Here is a 24391-nt window from a genome sequence, read left to right as displayed (position 1 = left end):
TCAGCCCAACCTCGGTAGCCAGTAGATGAGCAGGTAGATCGGGATCCAGGTGAGGACCACGAAGTCCCAGTAGAAGACATTGTCGCCGACATCGCCGAAGCGCCGGCCGCTGTAGCCATGGTGCGTGAACATCAGCACCGTCAGAACGATCGTGTCGCCGACATCGGTGATCAGATGCGTGGTGTGGAGACCGAGCAGCACCCACAGCATCGAGCCGTAGGCGTTCGTGTCCCAGTAGATGTTCAGCGCGGGAAATTCGAACCAGCGTACGACGAGCGGCGCTATGCCGAGCAGCGACATCACCACCATCCCGATCCGCACCGGTCCGATAGCGCATTGCTTGGCGTAGCCGTTCAGTATGTGGTTGGGAATCAGGCTGGCGATGAGAAGCAGCGTCACGATCGTTCCGGGCCAATGGTTGGGCTGTGGAGCGCTTAGGCGCCAGTTGGGCCACAAGGTCGCGAGATAGAGATAGGCGCCGGCGGCCAGCGCAAAGCCCGTGCCCTCCAACGCCATGAAGCCAAGCGTACCCCACCAGGTCGGGCTACGCGGGCCATGTCCAAAGGTCGGGAGGGCGGAAAGATCCATGGCGGGACGCTGGTTCATTCCTCGTCCTCCGGATCGCCCTTGGGCCAGAACCATCCGATCAAGGTGATGGCGATCGGCGCGGCGCCCCAGACGATCGCCCAGGGCGTGAAGATCGAGTAGAGGAAGGTGCCGCCCACGGCGATGGCCGCCAGCAGCGGCCAGATCGACGGCGTCGCCGATTTCTCGCGGATGTCGGGATGGGCTTCCGCCACCGTCGAGACGACCAACTCGCGCACGTCGACGCGAAGCCCGGTCGCGACGGGGAGCGCCTCGCGCTGGGCCCAGAGCGGCTCGATATTCGTCACGATCGGAATGCGCGCGAAATTGTAGCTGGGCGGCGGCGAGGACGTTGCCCATTCGAGCGTGCCGGCGTCCCAGGGATTGTCGCCGGCAGGCGCACCCCTCAATGCGCTGTGGACGAGGTTGAAGGCAAACAGCACGAAGCTCAGGAAGAAGAGCACCGCGCCGGCGCTGATGAAGAAATTGATGTTCCCCCAGCCGAGCTCTGCCGGATAGGTGTAGACCCTGCGCGGCATGCCCCACAGGCCGACGATATGCATGGGGAAGAAGGCCGCGTTGAAGCCGACCATCGCCAGCCAAAAGTGCCAACGCCCGAGGCGCTCGCTCATCATGCGGCCGGTGATTTTGGGAAACCAGAAATAGGCAGCTCCGAGCAGCGGAAAGACCGAGCCGCCGATCAGCACGTAATGGAAATGAGCGACGACGAAATAGGTGTCGTGCACCTGCAGGTCGAGCGGCACTGAGGCAAGCATGACGCCAGTCAGGCCGCCGATGACGAAGGTGAAGAAGAAGCCGAAGACGAACAGCAGCGGCGTGCGGATCACCGGTCTGCCGTCCCACAAAGTCGCCAGCCAGCAGAAGATCTGAACGCCGTTGGGGATTGCAATCATCATGCTAGACGCGGTGAAGAAGCTGGCCCCCAGTTTCGGCAGCCCGGTCGCGAACATGTGGTGGACCCAGAGGCCGAACGATAGGAAACCGACGGCGATCAACGACAGGACCAAGCCGAGATGGCCGAACGTCGGGCGCCGGGCGAAGGCCGGGATGATGGCGGAGACCATGCCGGTCGCCGGCAGGAAGATGATGTAGACTTCGGGATGTCCGAAGAACCAGAAAAGATGCTGGAACAGCAGCGCGTCGCCGCCTTCCGCCGGGTTGAAGATATGCGTGCCGACGAGCCGGTCGAGGATCAGGAAGGTCGAAGTGACCATTACCGCCGGCATGGCGAAGACGACGACGAAGGACGTGACCAGCAATGCCCAGACGTAGAGCGGGATCTTGTCGAGCGACATACCGGGTGCCCGGTGCTTGAACACGGTGACGATTGTCGCGACGGCGACCGCCAGGGATGACACCTCTGTATAGGTGATCATCTGCGCCCAGACGTCGGCGCGCTTGCCTGGAGCGTATTCCGGCCCGGACAGCGGCACATAGGCGAACCAGCCGACATCCGGCGCCATCGAGAGGGCGAAAGACACCCAGGCGAAGAGGCCTCCTGAGACATAGACCCAATAGCTGAAGGCATTGAGGCGCGGGAAGGCGATGTTGCGGGTGCCGACCATTAACGGCACCAGATAGATTCCTGTCGCCTGGACGATGGGCACAGCGAACAGGAACATCATGGTGACGCCGTGCATCGTGAACAGCTGGTTGTAGAGATCCGGCCCGATCAGGCCGCGCCGCGGGCCGGAGAGTTGGATGCGCATGACAACGGCGTTGAGGCCGCCCAAACACAGAAACAGGAACGCGGTGATCAGATAACGCCGTGCGATGACCTTGTGATCGACGCTCGACAGCGCGCCGATGATACCGGGAGGCGTACGCCACGTCCGCGCCAGCCACCGATGCAGGCTGGTATCGTCCAAGCCGGTGTCGCGCGGCCCGTCGCGCTCGGGTGCAAGATCGCCTTTGGCGGACGCCTCGCGTTCGGGCGGCAGATCGCGTTCGCTGGTGAGATCCGCGCTGCTCATTTCAGCCCCTCGAGATAGGCGACGATGGCGTTGAGCTCGTCGCCGCTCAGATCGGCTACCGGCATGTGAGAACCCGGCTTGATGCCTTGCGGATCGGCTATCCAGGCGGCGAGATTGCCGCGGCTCATCGTCAATGTTCCGGCCGCAAGCGTTTGCCGGCTGGCTATATGCGTCAGGTCGGGAGCGACCGTTCCTCCGGCGGGGGTGCCGCCGACCTTGTGACACATGACGCAAGGGCGTTTCAGGAACAGGTCCTCGCCTGCCTTGGCCTCGTCGCTCATTGGAGCGGCGGCTGGTTGCAGCTGATCGTTCCACCAGGCGTCGAACTTTTCGCGCGGCTCGGCGATGATGAAGGTGCCCATGTTGGCGTGCTGCGCGCCGCAGAACTCGGCGCATTGGCCACGATAGACGCCCGGTTTATCGGCCTTGATGTCGAGCACGTTCATGTGGCCCGGAATGAGGTCGAGCTTGCCGGAAAGGCTCGGCACCCAGAAGGAGTGAATCACGTCGGTCGAGGTGATAAGAAGCCGCACCGGCTCGCCGGCTGGAATGTGGATCTCGTTCGCCGTGGTCAAGATGCGGCTCGGCGTAGCGTCCTCATAGCGCACCTCCCACCACCATTGGTGGCCGGTGATCCGAATGGTCAGCGCGGCGTCCGAGCCGATCGCCGCAAGCGTCCTGTTGGCAAAGAAGCTGAGCAGCGTGAGGCCGACCAGGATCACCGCGGTCAGCGCTACGGCGGTCAACACCACGCGCAGCTTGCGGTTGTCGGCATCGGCGTCGATTACAAGCGGCTCGGCGCGCTCTCGTGGCCGGATCATTAATGGCAAGGCAAGAGCGATCATCACCAGCACCCACACCACCGCGCACAGGCCGGTGAAGAACCAAATCAGCCATGCGAGCTCACTTGCCGCGGGACCTTTCGGGTCGAGCGCCGATTGCCAGCCTGCGCATCCCTGAAGAAACAGGGCGATTGCCGTGGCGAACGCAATCGAGGCGAAGCGTTTCACGGCGATTTCCCCAGCGTGGCGGCATTCGGCATACGGTTTTCCGATGGATGCGCCATCATGTCGTCATTGCGCGACGGCGCGGCGGAGGAAGGCGCGTTGCCGCTCAACGAGCGAACGAAGGCCGCAAGCTCCCAGATCTGGTCGTCCGGGACCTTGTCGCGGAAGCTGGGCATTCCGTTCGGCCGCCCGTCGCGGATCGTGGCATGGATGCTTTCCATCGAGCTGCCATAGATCCACTTTTCGTCCATCAGCGCCGGGCCCATGCCGCCGCCGCCATTGGCATGGCATCCTGAGCAGTTGAACCAGCCGAACAGGCGCTTGCCTTCGCTCAGATGAAAGGCATTGGCCTCGAAGCTCGCCGCTTTGTTGTCTGTGGGGGAGGGCCGCTGCCCGCCGGGTTCCAGAGTTGTCACCGGCATCGGCTGCTCGCCCGAGCCGAGGGCCGATTGCGGGCGCGTATCCCGCTCCTCGCGCTGGCAACCGACGAGCATCAGCACCACAGGAACAAGCATAGCGGCAGCGCACCTCATCGCACCGGACTCCCCGAAGCATCGAGGCGCGGCACGCCATACTGCGCCAGCAATGCCTCGATCTCCGCCTTGTGCTTGGCCAAGGCAGTGTTCACGTCGCTGCGCAAGGCGTCGTCCTCGCGCCGCACGCCCATCGAAATATCGTAGATCATGGGTAATTGCGGTCCGTCGATGCGAGGCGCAACCGGCGTGATGCGCAGCGGGACCTTCTGCTTCTGGGCAAAATAGCCGGCAAGCGGGCCCCATACCACGGCTAGGTCGATCTCGCCGCTCGCCACCGCCTCGACGATGCGGGCCGGCGGATTGGGGGCGGAGTAGTCGCCATAGACCGGATAGCCCACCAAGTGACCGATGATGCCGCGGCGGCCGAGCGCCTGGACCGGAGGCGAGTTGGCGCCGTCGTCGCCGATGAGTTGAACGCCGATGCGCATGTCGCGCAGCCGCGGGTCGTTAAAGGACGTTACGTCCGGACCGGCTTTCCGGGTCACGAAGACATAAGACGACCGGTAGTAGGGGGTCGTGGTGCGCAGCATTTCGAAATTGGCCGGCGTGCCGGGCACGAGATCGCAGAGACCCGCCTTCAGCGTGTTGCGCACGAAGCCGCGGCGCTGCGCCCACCAGATGTAGGTCAGCTTCGCGCCGAGATCGGCGGCGATGATTTCGGCGATCCTGTTCTCGAATCCCTGTCCGGCTGCATTGGAAAAGGGCAGGTTGTTAGGGTCGGCGCAGACCCTGAGTTCACGAGCGCCGGCCGTCGCCGGAAAGAGCAGCAAGGCGAGCGCGGTGATGCCGAGCGCTATCGGCGGGAAAGCCTTCCGCGCCACGCTGTGGATCACACCGAACACATCAGGGCAGCCGGAACACATAGAGCGTGCCTCCCGCCGTGGTCGCGTTCTTCAGGTCCTTCATCGCATTGACGAAACCGAGCGCGGCGGTGGCATCACGCGGGTCGAGGTCGCCCGAAACGATGGCGCCTGCCCAACCGCCGACGCCGGACAAGATGGCGACGTATTGGTGGCCGTCCGGGCCGCGATAGGTGATGGGCTGGCCGATAATGCCGGACGAGGTCTTGAACTGCCAGAGCAGGTCGCCGGTCTTGGCGCTCACCGCCTTGAACCAGCCTTCCATCGTTCCATAAAAGACCACATCGCCGGCGGTGACAACCGCGCCGCTCCACACCGGGAAATTCTCCTTGAGGCTCCAGGCGGGTTTTTCGGCCGCGATATCCCACGCCGTGAAGGCGCCGCGATTGCCGCCCGGCCCCGGGATCATGCGGACGTTCATCCCGACGTAGGGCGTGCCGGCGATGTAGTTCACCTCGACGCCTTCTTCGTCCATGCACAGATTGTTGTGCGGGATGTAGAGCAGACCGGTCTTCGGCGAGAAGGCGGAAGGCTGCCAGTCCTTGAGGCCCGACGCGGTCGGGCAGATGTCGCGGACGACCTTGCCGGTGCCCGTCAGCTTGTCCGGGTTTTCGATCAGGCGGCCGGTCTTGAGATCGACGCCCTTGCTGGAATTGACGGGGCCGTAAGGTTTTGCGGACAGGACCTCGCCGGTGGTGCGATCAAGGACGTAGAGATAGCCGTTGCGTTCCGGCCGGACCAGCACCTTGCGCGGCTTGCCCTGCCAGTTCATGTCGAGCAGGATCTGCTCGTTGATGCCGTCATAGTCGTGCAGGTCGTGCGGGGTCCACTGGTAGAACCATTTCGCCGCTCCGGTATCGGGGTCGCGGGCGAAAATGCCCGATGTCCATTTGTTGTCGCCGGGCCGCAGATCGGGATTCCAGGGGCCGGGATTGCCGGTGCCGTGGAAGATGAGATTGAGATCCGGATCGTAGGAAATCCAGCCCCACATATTGCCGCCGCCGATCTTCCAGGCTTCCGGCGGCCATGTCGTGACGCCGAGGTCTTTGCCTTTGTCCATGTCGTAATGCGGCTTGAAGTCCGGGCCGATCAGCACCTCCTTGTCGGGGCCGGTGTTGTAAGCCGTCCAGACGACATGACCGTCGCCAGCGTCGAGCGCCTTGACCCAGCCGCGAACGCCCATCTCGCCGCCGGAATTGCCGACCAGCACTTTGCCTTTCACCACAAGCGGCGCCATGGTGATGGTTTCGCCGATATTGATGTTGCCGACATGGGCATTCCAGACCGGCTGGCCGGTGTTCGCATCGAGCGCGATGGTGTGGCCGTCGAGCGTGTTGAAGAAGATGCGCCCATCCGCGAAAGCCGCGCCGCGGTTGACGACGTCGCAGCAGGCAACCCCTTGCGCGGCGGGCTCAGGATTGGGTTCGTATTTCCATTTCATCGGCGCGCCGGGCTTGGAGAGATCGAGTGCGTAGATGATGTTGGGAAACGGGCTCACGATGTACATCGTGCTGCCGACCACCAAGGGCGCCGCTTCCTGGCCCTTGTTCACCCCGGTCGAGAAGGTGAAGGCGACCTGCAGATTCTTGACGTTGCCTTCATTGATCTCGGCGAGCTCGCTATAGCGGGTCGAGGCGTAGTTCTTGGCGGGCATCGTCCATTGCCCGTCATCGGGCGGCGCGGCCGCGGCAGGCGGTGAGATCGCGGGTGCCGGCGGCGATTCCGAAGCGGCTGTCAGCAAGGGGGCGCAGACCAACAGCATCGCTGCAAGGGCGCCCGGAGAATGTTTTCGGGGCGCCGACGAGCGCTTGGTCATCGGGGCTTCCCCGCAGGATCGTACCGGTTGCGCTGCTTGCTTCATTTCGGCGTCGAACCTCCGACGCCGGAACCGATTTCCGCCGCTATATCGGCCTCGTGCCCGGCACAAAGCGGGTGGCCCCAGCCCGAGGCGCTTTTCCCGCCGGGATCAAGATCGTAGATGATGGCATCCTTGCGGTTGGGATTGACGCCCGCCGGAACCTTATCGAGCCCCAGGGCGGCGCGAACGCGCCAGGCGACGTTGTGGTCAGCGCAGGAGGAATCGCCGCTGATCCCGAGGCCACCGACGATCGCCTTGCCGTCGTAGAGAGCCAGGCCCCCGCCGAACACGACGACGCCGCCGATCGGCTCGCCGATCAGCGGATCGTTGGCGCTGCCGAACGTCTTGGGGTCGCCTGTGTAAGCCGCTGCCTGGTTGACGGGATTGGTGGTCTGCAGACCGAACAGCGGTCCGCCTGGTTGCACCCCGGCATAGAGATTGGCTGTCGACAGCGCCATGTTCACTAGGCTGAGGCCATTGGCCGTGTTGGCCTTCTCGGCCGCGATCAGCCGGCTGCCCGGCCATTGCGCATCGGCGGTGGGTCCACTGAAGGCAACGGCGCAGACGGTGCCGTCGCGGGCAACGATTGCCGCCCATTCATTGGTCTCGAAGCCGCCATTCGCGGGGCCGCCGCTCGCCTTGACGTTGGCCTTCAAGGCCGAAAGCAGCTTGTCGTGATCGGCCGGGCAGGGCGCTTGCGCGTGAGCGGCGTTTTGCTGCGTCGAGCCAAACGCCAAGACCAGAAGGCCCAAAGCTAGCAACAAAAACCGACGATGAGCCATGATCCGGAACAATTTGTTGAATATTACCGAACTGACAGCCGGCTGCTTTGTTCCTCCTTCATGAAGAGGTTTGTAGCCGACCAAGACCGCTGGCCTGTAAGGACGCCGGGCAGCGGAACCAGTTTGGATCACTGGCCGCACCAATGCGTCGACGACAGGCCGAATTATGGCGTTGGACAGGCTTGGCCATTTGTTGCGACCGCGGCAGATAGCAAAGCTACCTGACCTGTCTGAAACGCGAATTCCCTGAACCGCTCAGTACGCCGATCGAGATCGAGTTAAGTGGTTACATGCGCTTTTGCCGATTATCCCAGCCTCGCCAGAAATGCCTGGCGCAAGCAGCTGTTCCGGCGAGGGAAGACGGCCACCACGCTCGAACGCGGACTTGCTTCGCTCAAATCAAATTTTGATCCAAGTACTCGGGCTCGCGCAACAGGCTGCCGTGACCTGTTCTGGCGTTAGAGCAGCCACCCAACGTCCCCACAGCTTGTTCCTGCCTCGAGCTGGAAGCTCAGAACTTTTTACATTTGCCGGCAAATCAGGAAGGTCATATGCCGCTCGCATTGTTGCCCCTTGGAACAACGATGTTGGCGCATCGTTTGGGGCAGATGGAACAACTTCGCTCAGATTTCGCCGCAATAGCGCAGCCGGGCTATTGGATCGCTCTCGGACTTCTCATCATCCCTTATGGAGTGGGCGTATTTTTCCTTATTAGGATTTGCCACTGTATGTAATTGCGCGTGTCGTGCGGTCCAGGGGACGCATTGGTAGCTTTAATGGCTAAATCGCCGTTCAAAGGTAGGGCCGAGCGATACGGAGCCATCCTGGAGAGCTTCTGATCTTTGCCCGCGATAAATCAAGAACTTCGACGCACCCACGTCTATGTTGCGATCAACAAGCGGAAAGCTGGGCATCAAGCATCGACTTCACGGAGGCGCGCGCCGGTGCTTGCCGTCAAAGCGATATGCGAGGCGCCAGAGGCGAGATCCCGTAGGCTGCACCCACAGTTGGAGTCCGCAACTGTCAGAGAGTTTCACAAGCTTAGTAGCGGGGCGAGCGTTTCGGCATTTCACATCAGAAAGGGCCATTCGTGAGACCTCCCTTTGGCTGTTTCGATACCAACAGGATGTCCAATACCAACGAAAATACCATCCCCACCCTCCGTTGGACCAAATGCACTCGAAACGGCCCAACCGCGCTCAAATTCGCGAACTGACCCGAAAAAGCCAACAATTTCAGGCGTTTGCAGAGGCTGCGGCGTAGAAGCTTCGGCGATAGGGACTGTCGGGAGAAGAGGGGATGGTGCCAGAGGCGGATTCGAACCACTGACACGAGGATTTTCAGTGAGCGATAGGGCGGTGTTGCCCGGAATACCGACCTTAACAACGTCAGGTGAGACTATAGCGAGCCCAAGTGGTGAACCCGGCAGGAATCGAACCTTCGACCTACGATTAGCGAATAAGACGGTGGCTCATTTCGGGTTCTTATCCGGTTCGCCAGACCATACGAGACGATACGAAGGATATGGGTTGGCTAACCATCCTGTAAGCCATTGATTTTGCTTGACGACCTCACACCCTCCGGGCCCACCATGACCTTTGATTTCATTGCAAAAAAATGGCTTCGCCCACGGCTTTCCCGCGCTTTGCCCACGCCCTAGAAACTCGAGGCCGGACGCTTTCCTTCGTTAGTTCGAGATTCCGATCGGGCGGCCGAATAGTTTGGGGCAATCATTAGGGTAGTCCTTCGCCAGTCCCCACTTCGCCCGGTATTCGTCAGGCGTCATCCCGTGCCTGGTTGCCAGAGCGGCCCGGCAATCACTCGTCAGCCGGCCATCCAGCCGCCGTCAACCATCAGGTTTATCCCGGTGACGTAGCTGGCCATATCGCTGGCCAGGAACAGCGCCGCGCCCGCCACGTCGTTAGGATGCCCGAGCCGCGGCCACGGCGTGCGCCGGCGCGAATACTCGAGCGCACCAGGATCGTTGGCGACGCCCGGCTTGCCGGTGATGATCTTGCCCGGCGCGATGGCGTTGCAGACGATCAGGTCGTCGGCATGGTCGACGGCGATCTGGCGCGTCATCTGCACGATACCGCCCTTGCTCACCGAATAGGGAAAATCGCCGGGGCAGGCAACCATGCCGTGCTGCGAGGAGATGTTGATGATCCGGCCGCGCACCTCATTGACCGGCGCCTGGGTCAGCATCTGCGTGACGGCGCGCTTGTTGCAGTAGAAGAACCCGGTCAGGTTGACACCGATGACGCGGTTCCACTGTTCCGGCGTGGTCTCGATCAGGTTGGTGCTGGTGTAGATCGCGGCATTGTTGACCATCACGTCGAGGCGACCGAACCGCGCAACCGTTGCGCCCACCAGCGCATCGACGGCACTCCAGTCGGATATGTCGGTCTTGACGTAGATTGCAGCGCCGCCGGCCGAGCGGATCATGTCAGTGGTGCTCTCGCCGTCCTCGATCGGCTGCTCCACCATGTCGGCAACGACGACGCTCGCGCCCTCCGCCGCGAATTTCAGCGCGATGGCACGGCCGATGCCGGAGCTCGCTCCGGTGACGATGACGGTTTTACTTGCGAGCAAGGCCATGGTGTTCAGCTCTCCCGGGTGACGATCTTTCCCTGCGCCGGGCCGACCAGCCTGCCTGCGCGCACGATCTCGCGGCCGCGCAGGAAGACGTTGGTCAGGCGCGCTTTCACGGCCCAACCGTCGAAGGGCGTATAGCCGGCCCGAGACACCTGGTCGGCATTGGCGATCGTGCTGGGTTGGTGTGGATCGAGGATCAGCAGATCGGCGTCGTAGCCGGCGGCGATGCGGCCTTTGCGTCGGCCGAGGCCGAAGCGCTCGGCCGGATTGCGAGAGCACATGCGCACCAGATCGGGGAGGGCGATGAGCCCGTCATCGACCAGCTTCAGCATGGTGGGAAGCAGCGTCTGCAATCCCGGCATGCCGCCCGGAATGTCAGCGAAAGCCGCATAAGGCGCCGCCTTCTCGGCCGGTGCGTGCGGAGCATGGTCGGTGGCGACGATGTCGATCAGTCCCGCGCCGAGCGCAGCGTGCAGCGCATCGACGTCATGCGGCGACCGCAAGGGCGGCGAAGCCTTCAGATTGGCGCCCAGAGCTTCGTAATCTTGCGCTGTGAAGAACAGGTTCTGCGGCGTCGTCTCGACGCTGGCGTCGGCCATGCCGCGCAGCCGGCTCCAGGTCTCGACACCCAGTTCGGAATTGATCTGCCGGACGTGGATTTTTGCCTCCGCCGAGGCCGCGGCGACAAGGGCGCGGGCGATGCCGTTGGCTTCAGCCAGCGGCGGCCGGCTGTCCAGAAAGGCGGCGATGGCGCCCGAGCGGTCGCGCATAGCGCTGCCGTTCAGGATCGATTGATCGCCGGGTGAAATGCCGATCAGCGTATCGGCACCGGCAAAAGCTTTGAGCGCTTCGGCGACCGCGTCGAGCGAGGCAAAGAGGAAGGCGTCCGGCACGTCGGCGGTGAACAGCTCGAACGACACCGGCGCAAGGCTAAGCAGGCCAGGAATGAGCGACAGGTCGCGGCTGATCACGGCCTGCAGGCCGACGTCGACATGGATGCGGCCTTCGGCGATCGCCATCTTGTCGGCGAGTTGCGTTGGCGTGGCCGTCCACGGTTCATCGGTCGGCATGTCGAGCACTGTCGTCACGCCGCCGAGTGCGGCCGCATGCGTGCCGGAGGAGAAATCTTCCTTTTGAGTCAGGCCAGGGTCGCGCAGATGTGCATGCGCATCGACCAGACCTGGCAGCAAGAAACAGTCTGAGGCATCGACGACCATCCTGGCTTCGGCGGCTTCGCCGGGCGCTATGATTGCGGCGACCTTGCCCGCGGCGATTCCGATATCGCTGCGGCTGATGCCTTCGGCATTCACCACCATTCCACCGCGGATCAGCGTTTCGAACATCGCTCAGCCGCGCTGTTCGATGCGGCTATGGTTCGCATGCCAGAAGCGGGCGATGTCCTCGCGGCGCATGAAGGCGGCGCCGTCGCTTTGTTGGATATGCTCGATCACCTCGCGTAGACCCGATGCGCGGTTGGGCTGGCCCGTCCAGCGGGCGTGGATGCCGATGGTCAGCATGCGGCCGCCGGTCTCGTCGGCTTCGGAGAGCATATAGTCGATGGCCGAGCGGCAGTCCTCGGCGAAGTCGCGGGGATTGCTATAGCCCGGAGCCACCAGATAGCGGCTGTCGTTGAGCGTCTTGGAGTAGGGGACGACCAGTATATCCGTGCCCCGGTGGTCGAGGAAATAAGGCAGGTCGTCATTGCAGGGATCGGAGTGGTAAAGGAAGCCGCCTTCCTTCACCAGAAGGTCGCGCGTGTTGACGCTGGGCAGCGAGCGGCAGTTCCAGCCGAGCGGCCGCTTGCCGAGCAGCTTCTCGTAAAGCGCGATGGCTTCGTGCAGGTGACGCTCTTCCTCGCCGCGCTCCATCATCGTGTAGTCGATCCAGCGCAGGCCATGGCCCATCAGGTCGTGGCGGCGGCTCTTCATCCACTCGACCAAAGGCGGGTTGCGCTCCAGCGCCACGGCGCAGGCGGAAAAGGTGACCGGAATGTCATAGCGATCGAAGAGGCGCACCAGGCGCCAGACGCCGGCGCGGCTGCCATATTCGAAATGCGTCTCGGTGCCGAGATCGCGCACCGGCGGGCTGCTGGTCAGATTGTATTCGCCCCAATTGTCGTTGCGGCCATCATCCAGCCAGTTGTATTCCGAACCTTCCTCGTAGTTGAGCACGAGGTTGACAGCGAGCTTCACGCCGCCCGGCCAGGTGACGAAGGGCGGATGCGGGCCATAGCCGACAAAGTCGCGCGGCTGGGCATGCTGGAGATCGATCGGCATCGGTACTCTCCTCAGCTTTCGTTGGCGGCAATCCAGTCCATATAGGCGTGGAAGGCTTCCTTGCCGGGACGCGGCCGCCATGTGGTGTCGCGCAGGATGCGGGCGATGTCATAGGCGCCCCACATACCGCCTTTCAGCGCCACGTCCTGGACGATGTTGGCGTCTTCTCCTGATGCCACCTCGGCCTTCAGCCCCGGCACGCGTTCCTTTGCCCAACCGATGATCTCGCCGATGGTCTGGCTCGAGCCGGAGCCGATATTGTAGTGACGGTAATTGAGGTGCGGCGCGTCGATCAGCGCGAGGATCGCTGCGGAAACGTCGGTCGAGGCGACATAGTCGCCGACAGGCTCCAGGCTGTTCGGCCTGATCGTCTCGCCGGCCAGAGCCATATGCGCGACGCGGTTGGGGACGTGGCGAAAGTTGCGGCTCTCGGTGGCGCGGTCCATCGGCCCGTAGACGGAAGCAAGCCGCACCGAGACCGCCGACAGGTTAAACAGGTCGGCATAGCGGTTGGTGACCATCTCGGAAGCGAATTTCGAGATGCCGTAGAGCGTCAGCGGCGCGACATAGCCGTCTTCCGGCAGCGGCTCGCTACTCCAGTCGGGCCCGTTGTGGCGGTAGACCGAACCGGAACTGACATAGACGAAGCGCTTGAGGCCGGGCCTCGCGCGCGCCCACTCCAGCATGCGCACGGTGCCCATCAGATTGACGTCAACGATGCGTGCCGGATCCTCGGCCTCCGGCTGGCGCTTGGCCTCCGAAGCGCTGCCGCGTGAGATCGGCGTGATCGTCGCGCCGTGGACGATTGCCGTGATGCCTTGCTGGTCGAGCGTCGCGGACCAGGCTTGCGGGTCGAGGATATCGGCGGCGATTATCGTCAGCCGGTCGCGCACCGGCGCGAAATGCTTCTCAGCGGCTGCGTCGAGGCCGGAGCGGTCGAGGATCACGGCGCGGGCCAGAGGGTCGCGATCCAGCCAAGCGCGCGCAACCACGCTCATGACGAAGCCGGTGCCGCCAGTGACGAGCAGGGTCATGGGAACTCCTTTGAAAATACGGGCTCAGCGCGTCGCATAGCCGCCGTCCACGAGCATGTCGGATCCGGTGACGAAGGATGCATCCGAGGAAAGCAGGAAAGCCGCCGCCGCGGCGATCTCGTCAGGATCGGCGATGCGGCCGAGCAGATGGGCGGGACCAAGGCCGGCATTGGCGGCCTCGAAATCGGCGAACCGGCGCAGCAGGCGGGTCGTGGCCACCGCGCCGGGCGACAGGCTGTTGACGCGAACCTTGTCGGGCGCGTGGTCCACGGCCATCGCCTTGGCAAGGTGGATCAGCCCGGCCTTGGCAGCGCAATAGGCGACGGCCTTGGTCGTGGCGACGCGCCCGAATTGCGAGCCGATGAAGACGATCGAGCCGCCGCCGCTTGCGGCGATCAGCGGCACGGCGAACTTGCTCATCAGAAAGGCGCCGGTCAGGCCGATATCGATCTCGTGCCGCCACGCACCCTCATCGAGATCGACGACGGTGGCGTTGGTGGAGGGGGCCGCGGCATTGTGCACCAGCCCGTCGAGCCGGCCGAATTTTTGCCGGGCGAACGCGACGGCCGCTTCGGCGGACTCGATGTTCGTCACATCGCACTGGCAAGCGGCGGCGGCAGGGCCAAGCGCTTCGGCAAGCTTCGTCGCAGCCTCAAAATCGTAATCCGCGCAGACGACGCTTGCGCCTTCGGCAGCGCAGCGTCGTGCAATCGCCGCACCGATGCCGCTGGCAGCGCCGGCGATGAGAATGACGCTGCCCTTCATGCGGTTCATTGCATCCGTCATCAGACCTGCTCCTCGACTGCCTGCATCGCCGGCGCGATGACCGGCCGGCGTAAAAGATTGTAGCAGGCAGCTATCGTCACCAGCACGGCGCCGCCGCCGAGCAAGAGGAACATGGCCGGCGCGCCCATGCGGTCCATCAGGCCGGCGGAAATGCCGGGCGTCGCGACATTGCCGATCGAATAGAGCAGGAGCAGCGTGCCGGAAGCGCCGACCATGTGCCGGCTGTGCAATTGCGAGGCGCCGAAGGCCATCGCCACGGGATAGACGGTGAGCGCCGTGCAGCCATAGAGGAAGAACAGCACGAAGAGCAGCGGCACCGAAAAATTGCCGAGCCAGGCGATCGCAGCGCAGAGCGTGACGGACAGGACGCCCTGGACAAGCAATATGATTCGCCGCTCAAACCTGTCCGACAGCCAGCCGACTGGCGTCTGCGCCAGCATGCCGGCGATGCTGATGGTCGTAACCAGCCCGACCGTCGTTGCCGCCGACAGCCCGATCTGCGTGCCGTAGATCGGCGTCAGCACGAAGATGTTCATGTTGGTGATGCCGCCTTGGAAGATCGCCACGACCGTCACCGGCGCCAGCCGAAAGAGCGCCAGCGGGCCGAGGCGCTTGACCGGTCTCGCCGAACTTGCGTGCTCCGGATCGCTGGCCGGCAGCGCCGGCCAGCGACCGCCGATGAATTTGGAGATCAACGCCAGAAGCACCGTCGCCGCCGCGACCGGGAACAGATGCGGCGATTGCGGACCGACCAGGCCGACAAGGAGTTGTCCGAGCAGCACGGCGATCGCCGTCGTCAGCATGTAGAGCGAAAACAACGCGCCGCGATTGTGGTGCTCGGCGTAGAGGTTGATCCAGCTTTCGCAGACCACGAACAACGACGCCATCGCCATGCCGCCGAGCAGGCGGAAGCAGATCCAGCTCGGCAGGAAGTCGGTGAAGACAAAGCCTGAAGCGGCCAGCAGCGCCAGCACAAGGATCGCGACGAAGGTGCGCTCGTGGCCGTATTGGGCGACAGCCGGGCGCGTGACCAGGCACCCGACGAGGAAGCCCACGGGATAGGCGGTCAGCACGATCTGCACGACCTGGGGCGAAATGCCGGGCTTGCCGAGATGCAGCGACACGGCGGTGGTCAGCATGGCGCTGCCGATGCAAGCGAGGCAGACGCCGACCATGATCGGCAGCATGGCGCGGGAGCGCTCAGCATTTTGCCAAAGCCTCATCGCGGATTGAGCGATCGACCTCATGAATGCGGCTGCGGCGGCTCCCTGGCGGCACCGTTGACCGACGGCAGCCCGAGCTGAAGCTACACTTTATAGTGGCTGCCACAAACGAAGATTGACGCGGCTATGGCTTAAATTTTTTTGGCCATGCCGGCAAAGGAAAGCGGCGTCTCGGCGCGTTGCGGGCTTTACAGCGGTTTTGCACCCTCCTTACCATAGGCAAAAACCGGATCTGGAACCCAGCGGAAGGGAACATCATGACGATCGAACGCCTCGAAAACGGCCAGCGCTTCTGCCGGGTGCTCCGCTACAACGGCACCGTCTATGTGGCCGGCCTGACCGCGGATGATCTTTCCGCCGACACCACCAGCCAGACCAAGCAGATCCTGGCCAAGATCGATACGCTTCTGGCCAAGGCCGGCAGCGACAAGTCGAAGCTGCTCAGCGTCCAGATCTGGCTCCGCGACATCGCCGATTTCGAGATGATGAACACGGCCTGGGACGCCTGGATCGACAGGAGCGCCATGCCGGTGCGCGCCACGGTGGAAGCGCGGCTTGCCGGCGACCAGTACCGTGTCGAGATCATGGTGACGGCGGCCGTCGGATGAGCCGGCCGGCGAGGGGACGCCAATGCATGAGCTGGTGATCAAAGGCGGGCGCGTGGCGCTCGACGACGGCTGGGCCGAGTGCGACATCGGCATCGACGACGGCCGCATCGCCGCGATCGGCAAAGGCCTGACCGGGGGGAAATCGATCGACGCCGGCGGCAGCTGGGTGATGCCCGGTGGCATCGACGCGCATTGCCATCTCGACCAGCCGGTCTGGGGCGGCGCGGGTAATGCCGACGATTTCTATTCCGGCACGATCTCCGCGGCCTTTGGCGGCACCACCTGCATCGTCCCGTTCGGCATGCCCGGGCAGGACATGACCACCATCGGCGCCATTGACCGCGCGCTGGAGCGCGCGGCGGGGCGTTCCGTGATCGACTATGGGCTGCATGCCGTGGTCACCATGGGCACTGGCGCCGATGTTGAAGCCCAACTCGACCAGCTTGCCCGGCGCGGCATCGCTTCGGTCAAGCTGTTCATGACCTATCAGGGTTTTGCCGTCGACGACGACCTCTTCTTCAAGGTCCTCGATACGGCAAGGCGATTGGGCTGGATCGTCATGGTCCATGCTGAGAACGACGCTGCGATCCGCCGCACGCGGCAGCGGCTGATCGATCTCGGCCGCACGGATATCCGCTACCATGTCGTCGCCCATAGCGAGACGATGGAACGCGAAGCGACGCATCGTGCTTTAGCCTTTGCCGAGATGACCGGCGCGCGCATGACCATCGTGCATGTCTCCTCCTGGCAATCGGCGGAGGAAGTGGCGCGGGCAAAGACGCGCGGCGTCGACGCCATTGCCGAGACCTGTCCGCAATATCTCTTTCTTGGAGCGGCTGACCTCGACCGCGACGCAGTCGACGCGGCCCGCTTCGTCTTTTCGCCGCCGCCGCGCTCGCCGCGCAGCCATGAGCATCTGTGGCAGGAGCTGATTAACGGCGGCATCGACCTCTGGTCGTCGGACCATTCGCCATATTATTTCGCCGACAAGATCGGCCGCTCCGAAACACCCGGTTTCACGACGACGCTGAGCGGCATTCCCGGCATCGAGACACGCCTGCCGCTGCTGTTTTCGGAAGGGCTGCTCACCGGCCGCCTGACGCTCGAGCGCTATCTCGACCTCACCTCGCGCAACGCCGCCTCGATCTACGGTTTCGCCGATCGCAAGGGCAGGATCGCCGTCGGGCTCGACGCGGACCTCGCGCTGTGGGATCCGGCTGCGCGCTGGACGCTCGGGCACAAGGCGCTGCATTCGCACGTCGATTTCACGCCCTATGAGGGCAAGGTCGTCACCGGCCGGCCGACCACCGTCCTGGTGCGCGGCGTGCCGGTGGTCGCCGACGGCAAGCTGCAGGCCGAACCGGGGTTCGGGCGCTTCGTGGCGCGCGCCGCCGCCGATCCGGCGCTTTTGGGAAAACCAGTCGAGGATTGGACACCATGGCTCGATGCCTGACCATCGCCGTTTGCCAGACCGGACCGATCCAGCGCAGCGCCACGCGCGCCGAGACAGTCGGGCGGCTGGTGCATCTGCTCGAAAAGGCAGCGGCTTCCGGCGCCGAGATCGCGGTGTTTCCGGAAATGGCGCTGACCACGTTCTTTCCGCGCTCGCGCATCGACGACCAGGCCGAGATCGATGCCTTCTTCGAAGTCTCGATGCCAGGACCCGAGACGCAGCGGCTCTACGATGCCGCCGCGCGGCTGAAGGTCGGCTTCGCGCTCGGCTATTGCGAGCTTGCGCATGAAGAGGACCGCACACGCCATTTCAACACGATGGATCTGGTCGGACCGGATGGCGCTTTCATCGGCCGTTACCGCAAGATGCATGTGCCGGGCTCGAGCGAGCCGGAGGCGGGCACGACCACGCATCTCGAACGACGCTACTTCGAACCGGGCAATCTCGGCTTTCCGGTGTTCGACTATCGCGGCGTGCGCGTCGGGCTTGCCATCTGCAACGACCGCCGCTGGCCGGAGACCTATCGCATGCTCTGCCTCAACGGCGCCGAGGTGGCGTTGCTCGGCTACAACACGCCGCTGCTGCTCGACGAGGCGCCGGCGCTGGCGCATCTGAGAATGTTCCACAATCATCTGCCGATGCAGGCCGGCGCCTACCAGAACACGCTTTGGATAGGCGCCGCCGCCAAGGCGGGCCTGGAAGACGGGCAAGCGCTGATCGGCGGATCCTGCATCATCGCGCCGACCGGCGAGATCGCCGCGCAGGCGATGTCGCTCGACGACGAGGTCATTGTCCACCGCGCCGATCTCGATCTGATCGAGACCTGCCGGAAGGTGAATTTCAACTTCGAGCTCTATCGCCGCCCCGACCAGTACAAGCGCATCTCGGAGCCTGTGTGAGACCGCGATGGGCCTGATCGAAACCGGATACAGCCAGGGCACCGCGGCGCTCGCAGCCGACCCGCTGTCGCTTGGCGACATCGTGGAGAACGGACTTTGCATCGGTTGCGGCCTTTGCGTCTCGATTGCCGGTGCTGGAGAAATCGAGATGGTGATGACGCCGGAAGGCCGAGAGCGGCCAGTGGCGAGGCAGGCGTTGGATAAGGCGACCTTGGCGAAGATCAACGCCGTCTGCCCAGGAACGAGGATCGCCGGTCCGCCTCCGGCGCAACGGCGCGAGGCCAGGCTAGCGGATACCGTCTGGGGGCCTGTTGAACGGCTTGTGCTCGGCTCCGCTGGAAATCCCACAGTGCGGTTTATCGGCTCCGGCGGCGGGACGCTGACGGCGCTCGGGCAGTTCCTGCTCGACTCGGGACGGGTCAAGTTCGTGCTGCACGTCGCGGCCTCGCGTTCCATGCCGATGCGCACGGAACGAAGGCTAAGCTTCGACAGCGCTTCGGTGCTCGAAGGCGCCGGCTCGCGCTATGGGCCGGCGGCGACGCTGGTGGATTTCAACGACATCCTCGACCGCGGCGAGCCGTTCGCCCTGATCGCCAAGCCCTGCGACATCACTGCCGTACGCAATCTGGGACGGCTCGACCGCCGTGTCGACGAGCACATGCGCTATGCGCTCGCCTTCGTCTGCGGCGGGGCCTCGGACCTGACCAAGTCCGAACAGGTGCTGGAGCGTCTTGGCCTTCGCGAGGACGAGTTGTCTCTCTTCCGCTACCGGGGCCACGGCAATCCAGGCCTCAATCGCATCGAAACCAAAGACGGCCGCGCCTTCGAGATCAGCTATCGGCAGCTGTGGGAAGACGAGGACAAATGGATGATCCAGCCGCGCTGCAAGATCTGCCCCGACGCGATCGGGCAGGTGGCGGATATCGCGGTATCGGATTCCTGGCTGAACGGCGGACCGGCCGTCGAGGACGAGCCACTCAACGGCATCATCGTGCGCACGAAGCGCGGGCTGGAGCTGTTCGACGCGGCCGTTGAGACTGGCGTACTGCAGATCAAGCGGGAGAGCGGCATCGCCGAGATCAGCGAATTGCAGTCGCATCAAGTGCGCAAGCGGCGTGCCGTGTGGGCGCGGCTGACAGGCATGGCAATCGCAGGCAAGCCGGTGCCTTTTGTCAGCGACCTCGCTTTGCGGGATTGCGCCGTGCAGAACTCGCCGGCCGACAATCTGGCCGAAGGGCGGGGCGCCCGCGATCGCGCGCGCCGCGGCCGCCTGGGCGAGCCGCCAGCCGTGCCGCGCAAAATAGTCGTGGAGGATGAGCGCCGATGAGCGGGCAGACCGAAGTCATCATCATCGGCGGGGGCATGGCCGGCGCCGGCGCTGCCTTCGAGATTTCGCGCGACAAGAAGGTCGTGCTGCTCGAGCGCGAGAGCCATTGCGGCTATCACACCACGGGACGCTCGGCGGCGAGCTTCACCGAGAATTACGGCAACGGCGTCATCCGCCGCATCGTGCTCGCCAGCCGGGCGTTTCTCACCGAACCGCCTACGGGTTTTTGTGATTATCCGCTGCTCAGCAAGCGCGGCATGATCACCGTGGCGCGCACCGACCAACTCGACCTTTTGCGTGAAGATCTGGCGGCCGCGCAGGCGCTCGTTCCCACGATCGTCGCGATGACGCCGTCGGAGGCGATCGCGCGCGTGCCGGTGCTGCGCCGGGACTACCTCGCCGGCGCCTATATCGAACCGCATTCGATGGACATCGACGTCAACGGCCTGCACCAGGGTTTTTTGCGCGGCGCGCGAGCGCATGGCGCCCGCATCGTTACCAAGGCCGGGGTGAGAACCATCGGCCGACAGGGTGGCCAGTGGCGGGTCGAGACGGAGGCGGGAACATTCCTTGCGCCGCTGATCGTCAATGCGGCTGGCGCCTGGGGCGACGAGGTCGCTGCGATGGCTGGCGTGCGCCCGGTCGGCCTGCAGCCAAAGCGCCGCACCGCCTTCAACATTCCCGCACCTGCGGGTGTCGACATTAGCGACTGGCCGCTGGTCAACGATGTCGGCGCGGAATTCTATTTCAAGCCGGATGCCGGGCAATTGTTCGTGTCGCCGGCCGACGCCACGCCGTCGACGCCGATGGACGCATTTGCCGAAGACATCGATGTCGCGATCGGCGCCGAGCGTCTCGAACGGGCAACGACAATCGAGGTGCAGCGCGTGTCGCGCTCCTGGGCGGGCTTGCGGACATTTGTCGCCGACGGGTCGCCAGTGGTCGGGCCGGATGACGAATTTCCGGATTTCGTCTGGCTGGTCGGGCAGGGCGGCTACGGCATCAAGACCTCGCCGGCGTTGTCGCGCGTCTGCGCCAGCCTGATCGCCGGCGGCGGCCTGCCGGACAATGTCGCGAGGCAAGGCGTTTCCTTGGACGATCTGACGCCGCACCGGCTGCGCGGCGCCGAGGGCGAAGCTCGACGGGCCGTGCCATGAGCTCACTGGCGGCCGGTGGGAAACTGGCGGGACGTATCCTGGACGCACTCGCCGAAGCCACAACGGACGCGCCGGGAATCACGCGCGTTGCTTACGGGCCGGGCGAGCGCTTCGCCCACGATCTCGTGCGCAACGAAGGGGAAGAACTCGGCGCCGTCGCGCGCGTCGATGCGGCCGGCAATCTCTATCTGACGCTCAGCGGCCGTAACCCGGAGCTGCAGGCGATCGTGATCGGCTCGCATCTGGACAGCGTGGCGCATGGCGGCAATTTCGATGGCGCCGCCGGCGTGGTAGCGGGCCTGGCGGTGATGGCCGAACTGGTCGGGCAGGGCATCCGCTTGCCACGCGACCTCATCGTGTTGGCAACGCGGGCGGAGGAGGCCGTCTGGTTTCCGCTGTCATACCCCGGCAGCCAGGCGGCGCTTGGCCTGCTGGATCCGCGGGCGCTCGAAGCCAGGCGCTCCGACAGCGGCCGCACACTGGCCGAGCACATGCGCGAGGAAGGTTTCGATCCCGACGCCGTGCGGCGCGGCGTGCCCGGCATCGATGCAGGCCGGATCGCGGCTTTTGTCGAGGTGCATATCGAGCAGGGGCCACGCTTGACCGCCGCCGAAGCGCCGGTCGGCATCGTCACCGGGATCGCCGGCGGCTTCCGCTATGTCGATGCGAAATGCCTTGGCGCCTACGCCCATTCCGGCGCCGAGCCGCGCTTCGCCCGGCATGACAGCGTGCTTGGCTTTGCCGATCTGGTCGCCGCGCTCGAAACCGAATGGGATGCGCTCGAACGCGAAGGGCGTGAGGCCACCATCACCTTCGGCCGCGTGCAGTCCGATCCGACGCAGCATGGCGGCAGCCGTGTTCTGGGTGAGCTCGGTTTCACACTCGATGTGCGAAGCGCCGAAGCTACCGTCCTGGATCGTATCGAGGCCAAGCTTCAGAACATTTTCACTGAGATTGCCGGCAAACGCGGCGTCACCTTCGAGCCCGGGCCGCGCTTCACCTGGGATCCGGCCACGATGTCGCTGAATCTGATCGGCAGGCTCAACAGTGCCGCCATCGAACTGCAAATGCTGGCGCCGCATGTGCCAAGCGGGGCCGGGCACGACGCGGCGACGTTTGCCGGCGCCGGCATCCCAACCGCGATGCTCTTCGTGCGCAACGAGAACGGCAGCCACAATCCGCATGAAGCGATGGAGATCGCCGACCTCGATCAGGCGATCCGGCTGCTCCTGCGTTTCGTGACCGACTTCGACAACCCATCGGGCCAGCCATGAACCTCGCCAAGACCGCCTTGCTCGTCATCGACCTGCAGAATGAGTACCGACCCGGCGCGGCATGGCCGGTCGTCGGCTACGACGCGGTGCTGGCCAATGCCGCAGCGCTGATCGAGGCCGCCCGCAAGGCTGGCGTGCCGGTCATCCACGCTCAGGCTTGGGTCAAGCCGGAAGAGCGTGAAGGCTACGCGCGTCAGGAGGAGATCCTGACCGAAGAATTCCGCTCCGCCGTCGCGGGCAGCCAAGGCGCGGACATCTGCGCCGAGGTGGCGGCCGTGCCCGGCGACATCGTCATCCACAAACACTGGCCGAGCGCCTTTCGCCGCACCGATCTTTCGCAGCGCCTCGCCGCGCTCGGGGTTGAAAACCTTGTTGTCACCGGCGTGCTCACCGACAGCTGTGTGACGGAGAGCGTGTTCGATGCGGTCTATCAGGGTTTTCGCGTCTGGCTGGTGAAAGAGGCCTGCGGCAGCATAACGGAAGCCATGCACCGCACCGGCATGCTCGACATGGCGAACCGGCTCTATGGCGGCGGCATATTGCGTCTGCGGCAGGCGTTGAAGGCGCTTGCCGAACAGCCCTTCGAAGGCTGGCGCTGCACGCGGCCGGTGGAATTCGCCTATACGCTGGAGAGCGTAGACCGGATCTACGAGGCGCTGTGATCGGCGCCACAGCCGCATGCGCCTTTGAATACCGTCTTTGAAGCCGAAGGCTTGAGAACCGCGCCGGGCAGCGCTCCGGTGGCTCTGCCGCCACGCCAGACCGAGATGCCGTTGACGAAGACATGGTCGATGCCGGCGGCGGGCCGGCGCGGCTCCTCGAAGGTGGCAGTGTCGATGATCGTCTCGGGGTCGAAGATGACGAGATCGGCGAAATTGCCTTCCGCGAGAATGCCGCGCTTCTGGATGCCGAATTCACGCGCAGGCAGGCCGGTCATGCGGAACACGGCTTCCTCCAGAATGAGCAACCCTATGTCCCGCGCATAATGTCCGAGCACGCGCGGAAAAGTGCCCCAGAGGCGTGGATGCGGGTGGATGTCGTGCGGCAGGCCGTCCGAGCCGATCATGGTGCGCGGATGGGCGATGATGTTGCGCACGTCGTCCTCATCGAGCTGGAAGTAGACCGCGCCCGCCGGCAGCAGGCGCTCGCCCGCCTGGCGCTCGGTGCAGTTCCATTCGCGGGCAATGTCGGCGATCTCGCGCCTTGCCATCTCCGGATGCGGATCGGACCAGGTGATGAGGATCTTCAGGCCGGTATCGCAGCGCTCCAGCCGCAGCACCGTCGAACTCGCGGCATAGGGATAGACATCCATGCCGATGTCCATCGTCTCGCGCGCCCGGTCGATGCGCGCGAGAGAGGGCAGGCTCTTGCCGAAATTGGCGCGGCCGGTGCACTGGTGATGCGAGATGAACAGCTTGCCGCCAGCATGACCGGCAATGTCGATCGCTTCCTCGATCGCCTCGTCCATCGTCTCGAAATAATTGCGCGTGTGGGTGACATAGGGGCCGCCAAGGCCCGCCGCGGTGGCGGCCAGCGCCTTGACCTCCTCGGTCGACGAGTTGACGGCCGGCGGATAGTCGAGCCCAGTGCTGAGGCCGAACGCGCCCTCGGCCATCGCCTTGGCCACCGCCTCCTGCATTGCCGCCGTTTCGGCTTCATTGGCCGGCCGGTCGGTCACCGGCATGCAGCGCTGGCGCAAGGTGGTGTGGCCGACGAGCAGGGCGGCGTTGGTGGTGATGCCGCGGCGCTTCAGCTCCGCAACATAATCGGCAAAGCGGTCGAAGCGGAAATTCTCGCGGCCGCCGACCAGCGTGAAGGGCGGCGGCGGGGTCCTGTCGAGCAGCAACGGCGCCAGGCTGACGCCGCAATTGCCGGCGATCACCGTCGTCACGCCCTGGCTGATCTTCGGGTCCATGCCGCGCGGGGCGAGCAGGGCGCCGTCGTCATGCGTGTGCACATCGATAAAGCCAGGCGCGACGATCTTGCCCTTGGCATCGATCTCTTCGATGGCCTGCGCATCATCCAACCGGCCGATCGCCATGATCCTGTCGCCGGTGACGGCGATGTCTGCCTCGAATGGTTTGCAGCCGTCGCCGGCGATCAGCGTCGCGTCGCGGATGACGAGATCATAACGCAC

General features: G+C 64.4%; 21 protein-coding genes and 2 pseudogenes. 7 read left to right on the top strand and 16 right to left on the bottom strand.

Annotated features, from left to right (window positions below):
* The 15 genes and pseudogenes from LB515_RS04910 to LB515_RS04840 form a co-directional block, all read right to left on the bottom strand.
* Nucleotides 1–606 (bottom strand): heme-copper oxidase subunit III, encoded by a 606-nt coding sequence (locus tag LB515_RS04910; RefSeq protein ID WP_095768541.1) that lies wholly within the window; start codon nt 604–606, stop codon nt 1–3.
* Nucleotides 603–2579 (bottom strand): cytochrome c oxidase subunit I, encoded by a 1977-nt coding sequence (gene ctaD, locus LB515_RS04905; protein ID WP_224523225.1) that lies wholly within the window; start codon nt 2577–2579, stop codon nt 603–605. Before ctaD ends, LB515_RS04910 begins: the two co-directional genes overlap by 4 nt.
* Nucleotides 2576–3589 (bottom strand): cytochrome c oxidase subunit II, encoded by a 1014-nt coding sequence (coxB, locus tag LB515_RS04900; RefSeq protein ID WP_224523224.1) that lies wholly within the window; start codon nt 3587–3589, stop codon nt 2576–2578. The genes ctaD and coxB overlap by 4 nt, the downstream gene beginning before the upstream one ends.
* Complete coding sequence (locus LB515_RS04895) at nt 3586–4119, bottom strand: c-type cytochrome (RefSeq protein WP_224600536.1); 534 nt, start codon at nt 4117–4119, stop codon at nt 3586–3588. The genes coxB and LB515_RS04895 overlap by 4 nt, the downstream gene beginning before the upstream one ends.
* Nucleotides 4116–4985 (bottom strand): substrate-binding domain-containing protein, encoded by an 870-nt coding sequence (locus tag LB515_RS04890; protein WP_224706926.1) that lies wholly within the window; start codon nt 4983–4985, stop codon nt 4116–4118. Before LB515_RS04890 ends, LB515_RS04895 begins: the two co-directional genes overlap by 4 nt.
* The gene (locus LB515_RS04885; protein WP_224543019.1) at nt 4966–6798 is read right to left on the bottom strand and encodes a methanol/ethanol family PQQ-dependent dehydrogenase; all 1833 of its coding nucleotides are present in this window, start codon (nt 6796–6798) and stop codon (nt 4966–4968) included. The genes LB515_RS04890 and LB515_RS04885 overlap by 20 nt, the downstream gene beginning before the upstream one ends.
* Nucleotides 6799–6839: 41 nt before the next feature.
* A complete protein-coding gene (locus LB515_RS04880; RefSeq protein ID WP_224523221.1) occupies nt 6840–7577 on the bottom strand; it encodes a heme-binding protein in 738 nt (245 codons plus the stop codon).
* 986 nt (nt 7578–8563) lie between these two features.
* A pseudogene (locus tag LB515_RS04875) lies at nt 8564–8710 on the bottom strand (Arm DNA-binding domain-containing protein); the annotation flags it as partial.
* 568 nt (nt 8711–9278) lie between these two features.
* Nucleotides 9279–9420, bottom strand: a pseudogene (locus tag LB515_RS04870) (MucR family transcriptional regulator); the annotation flags it as partial.
* A gap of 26 nt (nt 9421–9446) precedes the next feature.
* Entirely contained in the window at nt 9447–10220 is a 774-nt protein-coding gene (locus tag LB515_RS04865; protein ID WP_224543018.1) for an SDR family NAD(P)-dependent oxidoreductase, read from the bottom strand.
* A gap of 5 nt (nt 10221–10225) precedes the next feature.
* On the bottom strand, nt 10226–11560 hold the full coding sequence (locus LB515_RS04860) for a dihydroorotase (protein ID WP_224706925.1): 1335 nt from the start codon (nt 11558–11560) through the stop codon (nt 10226–10228).
* Nucleotides 11561–11563: 3 nt separating this feature from the next.
* Nucleotides 11564–12493 (bottom strand): polysaccharide deacetylase family protein, encoded by a 930-nt coding sequence (locus tag LB515_RS04855; protein WP_224706924.1) that lies wholly within the window; start codon nt 12491–12493, stop codon nt 11564–11566.
* Between the two features lie 11 nt (nt 12494–12504).
* Entirely contained in the window at nt 12505–13527 is a 1023-nt protein-coding gene (locus LB515_RS04850) for an NAD-dependent epimerase/dehydratase family protein (RefSeq protein WP_224706923.1), read from the bottom strand.
* A 24-nt stretch (nt 13528–13551) separates the two neighbouring features.
* On the bottom strand, nt 13552–14313 hold the full coding sequence (locus LB515_RS04845) for an SDR family NAD(P)-dependent oxidoreductase (protein WP_224706922.1): 762 nt from the start codon (nt 14311–14313) through the stop codon (nt 13552–13554).
* Nucleotides 14313–15500, bottom strand: a complete 1188-nt coding sequence (locus LB515_RS04840; RefSeq protein ID WP_224706921.1) for an MFS transporter — start codon at nt 15498–15500, stop codon at nt 14313–14315. Before LB515_RS04840 ends, LB515_RS04845 begins: the two co-directional genes overlap by 1 nt.
* A gap of 293 nt (nt 15501–15793) precedes the next feature.
* Here LB515_RS04840 and LB515_RS04835 point away from each other — a divergent pair, with 293 nt between their 5' ends.
* From LB515_RS04835 to LB515_RS04805, 7 genes are read left to right on the top strand one after another with little or no spacing between them, the layout of a single operon-like run.
* The gene (locus LB515_RS04835) at nt 15794–16144 is read left to right on the top strand and encodes a RidA family protein (protein WP_224706920.1); all 351 of its coding nucleotides are present in this window, start codon (nt 15794–15796) and stop codon (nt 16142–16144) included.
* Nucleotides 16145–16166: 22 nt separating this feature from the next.
* Entirely contained in the window at nt 16167–17597 is a 1431-nt protein-coding gene (gene hydA, locus LB515_RS04830; RefSeq protein WP_224706919.1) for a dihydropyrimidinase, read from the top strand.
* The gene (locus LB515_RS04825; protein WP_224706918.1) at nt 17582–18496 is read left to right on the top strand and encodes a nitrilase-related carbon-nitrogen hydrolase; all 915 of its coding nucleotides are present in this window, start codon (nt 17582–17584) and stop codon (nt 18494–18496) included. Before hydA ends, LB515_RS04825 begins: the two co-directional genes overlap by 16 nt.
* Nucleotides 18497–18503: 7 nt before the next feature.
* Complete coding sequence (locus tag LB515_RS04820) at nt 18504–19823, top strand: Coenzyme F420 hydrogenase/dehydrogenase, beta subunit C-terminal domain (protein WP_224706917.1); 1320 nt, start codon at nt 18504–18506, stop codon at nt 19821–19823.
* The gene (locus tag LB515_RS04815; protein WP_224706916.1) at nt 19820–20980 is read left to right on the top strand and encodes an NAD(P)/FAD-dependent oxidoreductase; all 1161 of its coding nucleotides are present in this window, start codon (nt 19820–19822) and stop codon (nt 20978–20980) included. The genes LB515_RS04820 and LB515_RS04815 overlap by 4 nt, the downstream gene beginning before the upstream one ends.
* Nucleotides 20977–22254: a Zn-dependent hydrolase gene (locus LB515_RS04810; protein ID WP_224706915.1), complete on the top strand. Its 1278-nt coding sequence runs from the start codon at nt 20977–20979 to the stop codon at nt 22252–22254. Before LB515_RS04815 ends, LB515_RS04810 begins: the two co-directional genes overlap by 4 nt.
* A complete protein-coding gene (locus tag LB515_RS04805; RefSeq protein WP_224706914.1) occupies nt 22251–22916 on the top strand; it encodes a cysteine hydrolase family protein in 666 nt (221 codons plus the stop codon). The genes LB515_RS04810 and LB515_RS04805 overlap by 4 nt, the downstream gene beginning before the upstream one ends.
* On the opposite strand, the gene LB515_RS04800 is transcribed toward LB515_RS04805, so the two are convergent.
* Nucleotides 22901–24391 (bottom strand): N-acyl-D-amino-acid deacylase family protein, encoded by a 1491-nt coding sequence (locus LB515_RS04800; RefSeq protein ID WP_224706913.1) that lies wholly within the window; start codon nt 24389–24391, stop codon nt 22901–22903. The genes LB515_RS04805 and LB515_RS04800 overlap by 16 nt on opposite strands.

The sequence above is a fragment of the Mesorhizobium sp. CA15 genome, assembly GCF_020165215.1.
In the GTDB taxonomy this organism is placed as follows: domain Bacteria; phylum Pseudomonadota; class Alphaproteobacteria; order Rhizobiales; family Rhizobiaceae; genus Mesorhizobium.
This window is presented reverse-complemented; position numbering and strand designations above follow the sequence as displayed.